A 4,849-nucleotide genomic window follows, 5' to 3' on the forward strand; every position below is an offset into this window, starting at 1 on the left:
CACCTGCCCCAAGCAACCCCATCGGTAACCGGCGCGCCGGCCCGGGGTTGGCTTCACGAATTCATAAAATCCGAGGACATCCATGAGACTGATATTGTTGGGCGCGCCTGGCGCGGGCAAGGGGACGCAAGCGACCTTCATCTGCCAGAAGTACGGCATCCCCCAGATTTCCACCGGCGACATGCTTCGCGCGGCCGTCAAGGCCGGCACACCTCTGGGAATTGAAGCCAAAAAAATCATGGATGCCGGCGCGCTGGTCAGCGATGACCTGATCATCAACCTCGTGAAGGAACGTATTGCCCAGTCCGATTGCGCGAAGGGCTTTCTGTTCGACGGTTTCCCTCGCACCATCCCCCAGGCCGACGCGATGAAGTCGGCGGGTGTCAAACTCGACTATGTGCTGGAAATCGACGTGCCCTTCGAGGCCATCATTGAGCGCATGAGCGGACGCCGCTCGCACCCCGCCTCGGGCCGCACCTACCATGTCAAATTCAACCCGCCCAAGGTTGAGGGCAAGGACGATGTGACCGGCGAGCCGCTGATCCAGCGCGAAGACGACAAGGAAGAAACCGTGCGCAAGCGGCTGGAGGTCTACAGCGCCCAGACCCGCCCGCTGGTGGACTACTACTCCGGCTGGGCCAAGGTCGCGCCCGACGCCGCACCCAAGTACCGCGCCATCAGCGGCATGGGCACGGTAGACCAGATCACGGCGCGCGCCCTCGAAGCTCTGTCCGCTTAGGCCCTCGCAGGTTCACAAAAAAGCCGTCTTCCGACGGCTTTTTTCATGGGCGCTCAAAAATCGACAGCACCGGATAGCGGCGCCATTGCGGCTCGGCGTGGCGCGCGCAGTTCTCGAAGATAAAGCCCAGGACCTGCTGGGGATCCGACAACAGTTGGGGGTTGGCCGCCTTCCACTGCTCAAAACGCGCGCGTAGCGCAGGCTCGTCCTTGAGCAGCTGCAGCGCCAGGTCTTCGAAGACGTAGTCCGAGAAATGCTCTTTCTTTTCGAGGATGCTGTTGAAAAATCCCCAACGGAAGAAGCTGTCGTGCGCCTGTGGCTCTAGCGTTTCGACGGCATAACGGGCCTTGTCCTGGTCCAGCGGCACCCACCAGTCGCCGGCCTGCAGTTCGACGGCCTCCAGGCTGGTCTCCAGCCTGACCTCGTCATGGAACATGTGGCCTTCATAGGCGCCGGCGCGGCTTTGGACGCTCTTGATACGGCTGACCTGAGCCTGAACCGTGCGGGCTGCGCCCAGGCGCTCCATACGAACGCCATTCCAGTCCAGGCGTTCAATCACGGCGCGCCAGGCTTGCGGGACGACGTAGGCCAGGGGCGCGGGCACGGAAACTTCTTCCGAGAAGTGCGTGAAGTAGTCGATCTCGCGCTCCCAGGGCTGGTCTCTGTCGTAAGACAGGCGCTGGTAGTCGCCCAGCAAGCTGGGCGAGCGCAGCGCTGCATAGCCCTTGAAACGCAGGCGCGAGCGGCGGGTTTCATCGAGCTTCCAGCGGACAGGCCAATGCGTCCTGCCGCCCGCCGCTTGCCGGGCCTGCCGCCGCAGCGCCTGGATCTCCGGCGCGTTCGCCACCGTGAACGCCAGCGTCACATCCAGCAGCGCGCGCATGGACTCATAGCGATCCTTGAAGGGCTTGAGCATATGGGTCTCGGGCATGAAGCCTATGGTGTGGTTCAGCGCCGCATAGCCGGTCGAGAACCGCGGCACCTCCAGGAAATCGGCAATCCCCTGGTCCGGGCTCACATGCACGGGATTCACATAGGGACAGGTCGGCCAGCCGCGCGCCTCCATGCCCTGGTAAATCACCGGCAGCATGCGCTCCCGCAGGAACGCGCCCAGGCCGCCGCCCAGCTTGTCGGCCTGGGTGTGGATCAGCGTCATGGTGTAGCTGTAGTCAGCGCCGTTGGAAGTGTGGGTATCAACCATCACGTCCGGGTCCCAGGCCGTGAAGAAGCGGTTGAACAGCTGCGCGTTGAGGCTGTCGCACTTGATGAAGTCGCGGTTCAGGTCGAGGTGCAGGCTGTTGCCGCGAAAGCCGAAGGCCTCCGGCCCGTCCTGGTTGACGCGGCTGGCATCACCACGGTTGCAGCTGCCGTCGACGTTGTAGACCGGGATGAACAGGTAGACCGTGCTGCCCAGCGCGGCCAGGCGCTCGGGCTCCAGGCACAGGTCGCGCACCAGCGCCATGCAGGCATCTACGCCTTCGGGCTCGCCGGGGTGGATGCCGTTGTTGTTGAAAAAGACAGCGCGCCCCGCTTGCCGGATCTGCTCACGGTCAAACACGCCGTCGGCGCTCACGATGCCCGCGTGGAGGGGCACGCCGGCGTCGGAAACGCCAATCTGCGAAAACTGCAGGACGCCGGGGCAGCGCAGCGCCAGCGCTTCGTAAAACCGGATGCAGGCATCCCAGGTCGTGGTCTGGTTCTGGTTGCCGAGTTCGTACGGGGTTTGCATGGAAGGTCGTCCGCGAAAGTTCAAAAGGAATGGGGTGGAACCCGGTGCGCCAGCGCTACCGGGCTCGGGTGATCAGGCCAGCAGTTGCAGGATCAGTTGGACCCTGGCCTTGACCGGGCTCAGGCCTTCTGAATCCGGAATTGCGTCAGCCGGGGTCGGCAGCACCCGTCCGGCGGTACAGCGGCTGGCGCGAATGACCTTGACGCCCGCGGCTTGCGCCTTCAGCAAGGCAGCCTCCAGTTCGTGGTGCAGGCTGCCGTTGCCGGTGCCGGCCACCACCAATCCTTGCACGCCCTGCGCCTGCAAGGCCTGCACGATGGCGCCGCCGGCGCCGGCATGGTTCATGAGGATTTCGACACGGGGCACGGCGGTGCTGGCCAGGCTGGCGATGGTTTGTGCAGCGGCCTGCGCGCGGCCCGCCTGAGCTTGCTGCCAACTGCGCAACTGCCTCAGCCGCCCTTCCTCCACATAGCCGATGGGTCCGGCGTCGCCCGAACTGAAAGGGTCAAGCCGGTAGGTATGCGCCTTCTGGACGTCCGCCGCACCGTGGACGACGCCGGCGCACACCGCGACCACGCCCTGCGCTCCCGCGTGGCGCGCCACGGCCACCGCATCCAGCAAGTTTTGCGGCCCATCAGGAACCAGCGCCGTGGCCGGGCGCATTGCGCAAGTCAGCACCACGGGTTTGGCCGGCGCCAACAGCGCTTGCAGAAAAAAAGCGGTTTCCTCCAGCGTATCGGTGCCGTGGGTGATGACGATGCCCTGGACGTCGGGCTGCGCGAGGTAATGGCTGACGCGCGCGGCCAGCTTGGCCCACACCGCAAAACTCATGTCCTTGCTATCAACCTGCGCCACCTGCTCCGTCAGCACGGTGCCGGCCTGCGCCAGGGCGGGGATGGCGGCCAGCAACTCCTCAACGCCCACCTGGGCGGCGGTGTAACCGATGTTGTCCGACACACTGGCAGCCCGGCCGGCGATCGTGCCGCCGGTGCCCAGAATCACAATATTTTGAGGATGCATGGAAAGTGATCTTGCAATCTTTTAAAAACTGGATGAAAATACAGGTACTGGATATTAAAACAGGTCGACGGCAGGCAAACGGTTTGCAGCCCTCAACTCTGCCTTTAACTCTGAAGAACTATAGGAGTCCCGCCATGAGCATCCTCGCTGATTTCCCGCATTTTCCCTCCGAAGGTCCCAAGCTCACGGCGCGCCAGCAACAAATCCTGGAACTGATCCAGAGCGCCATTGCCCGCACCGGCGCACCCCCAACCCGCGCCGAAATCGCGAATGAACTGGGTTTCAAGTCCGCCAACGCCGCCGAAGAGCACCTGCAGGCGCTGGCCCGCAAAGGCGTCATTGAACTCGTCAGCGGCACCTCACGCGGCATACGCCTGCGCGGCGACACCCTGCGTTCCATCAACGAATCGCGCACCAAACAGTTTTCCCTGCCGTTGCAAAGCCTGGCCCAGCTCGCCCTACCTTTGGTAGGGCGGGTTGCTGCTGGCAGCCCGATTCTCGCGCAGGAACATATCGAGCAAACCTATTATTTTGAAAGCAGCCTGTTCCAGCGCCAGCCCGACTACCTGCTCAAGGTTCGCGGCATGAGCATGCGCGACGTCGGCATCATGGACGGCGACCTGCTGGCCGTCAAACAGGCCAAGGAAGCCAAGAACGGCCAGATCGTCGTGGCCCGTCTCGGCGATGAAGTCACCGTCAAACGCTTTCGCCGCAACAAGAATCTGATCGAGCTTTTGCCCGAAAACCCCGACTTCAACATCATTGTGGTCGAGCCCGGTGAGCCGTTTGAACTCGAAGGCCTGGCCGTCGGTTTGATACGCAACACCATGCTGATGTAAGCCTTCCAATCCGGCCACGCACCAGGTGGCGGGCGTTTGGCTGTATGGCCAACACCCTGGTGCAGCGGCCCTGCCGGCTGTAGCCGGTCCGAAATCCTGCCTGTGTAAACCTCTCTCATACAGGAGTTCATCATGGGAATCGTCAGTTTTTCACATTCACCCCTTCTGTCTCTCCTGCTGGCTCCCGTGCAGGCGCTGGCAGCCTGGTTTGTGCCCGCACAGCACAGCAGGGCCAGCCGTTTTTCCACACCTATGCGTGCCCAGCGCGCGGCCGGCCAGCTGGCATTACCTTTTTCCTCGGGTGTCGCCGTTGCGCCGCGCGAAGCCACCCAAGCCGGCAAGGCAAGGCCCCGCAACCCCACGCCCAGCCGCCTGCGCATCGTGCGCGAATTCGACGCCAATGTCGGCCCGGCTTGCGCCGGCCGCATGGTTATCTCCGGCCGCATGGCCGACGTCTGCGCGGAGCTTGAGCGCATGGCCCAGCGCGAGGCCGCCTTGCAATAGAAAGGCCCTGCCCGCTCT

5 protein-coding genes are annotated in these 4,849 nt (G+C 63.6%); 3 read left to right on the forward strand and 2 right to left on the reverse strand.

The genetic code is table 11. The annotated features are described in order from the left end of the window. Positions 1-82: 82 nt before the first annotated feature. Positions 83-739 (forward strand): adenylate kinase, encoded by a 657-nt coding sequence (adk, locus tag AC1D0P_RS21735; protein ID WP_477678652.1) that lies wholly within the window; start codon positions 83-85, stop codon positions 737-739. 43 nt (positions 740-782) lie between these two features. On the opposite strand, the gene AC1D0P_RS21740 is transcribed toward adk, so the two are convergent. Continuing rightward, positions 783-2,468: a M14 family zinc carboxypeptidase gene (locus tag AC1D0P_RS21740; protein ID WP_477678653.1), complete on the reverse strand. Its 1,686-nt coding sequence runs from the start codon at positions 2,466-2,468 to the stop codon at positions 783-785. A 72-nt stretch (positions 2,469-2,540) separates the two neighbouring features. Next, positions 2,541-3,488, reverse strand: a complete 948-nt coding sequence (locus tag AC1D0P_RS21745) for an asparaginase (RefSeq protein WP_477678654.1) — start codon at positions 3,486-3,488, stop codon at positions 2,541-2,543. Positions 3,489-3,622: 134 nt separating this feature from the next. On the opposite strand from AC1D0P_RS21745, the gene lexA reads away from it, so the two are divergent. Together lexA and AC1D0P_RS21755 are read left to right on the forward strand one after the other, a co-directional pair. After that, on the forward strand, positions 3,623-4,327 hold the full coding sequence (lexA, locus tag AC1D0P_RS21750) for a transcriptional repressor LexA (RefSeq protein ID WP_436154473.1): 705 nt from the start codon (positions 3,623-3,625) through the stop codon (positions 4,325-4,327). A 132-nt stretch (positions 4,328-4,459) separates the two neighbouring features. Beyond that, a complete protein-coding gene (locus AC1D0P_RS21755) occupies positions 4,460-4,831 on the forward strand; it encodes a hypothetical protein (RefSeq protein WP_477678655.1) in 372 nt (123 codons plus the stop codon). Positions 4,832-4,849 lie beyond the last annotated feature (18 nt).

The sequence above is a fragment of the Polaromonas sp. P1_G2 genome (assembly GCF_056405515.1).

Bases quoted from the DNA above. Each gene is read 5' to 3' on its own strand.
- lexA (WP_436154473.1), top strand. From the start codon at position 3,623: ATGAGCATCCTCGCTGATTTCCCGCATTTTCCCTCCGAAGGTCCCAAG.
- adk (WP_477678652.1), top strand. From the start codon at position 83: ATGAGACTGATATTGTTGGGCGCGCCTGGCGCGGGCAAGGGGACGCAA.
- AC1D0P_RS21745 (WP_477678654.1), bottom strand. From the start codon at position 3,488: ATGCATCCTCAAAATATTGTGATTCTGGGCACCGGCGGCACGATCGCC.
- AC1D0P_RS21755 (WP_477678655.1), top strand. From the start codon at position 4,460: ATGGGAATCGTCAGTTTTTCACATTCACCCCTTCTGTCTCTCCTGCTG.
- AC1D0P_RS21740 (WP_477678653.1), bottom strand. From the start codon at position 2,468: ATGCAAACCCCGTACGAACTCGGCAACCAGAACCAGACCACGACCTGG.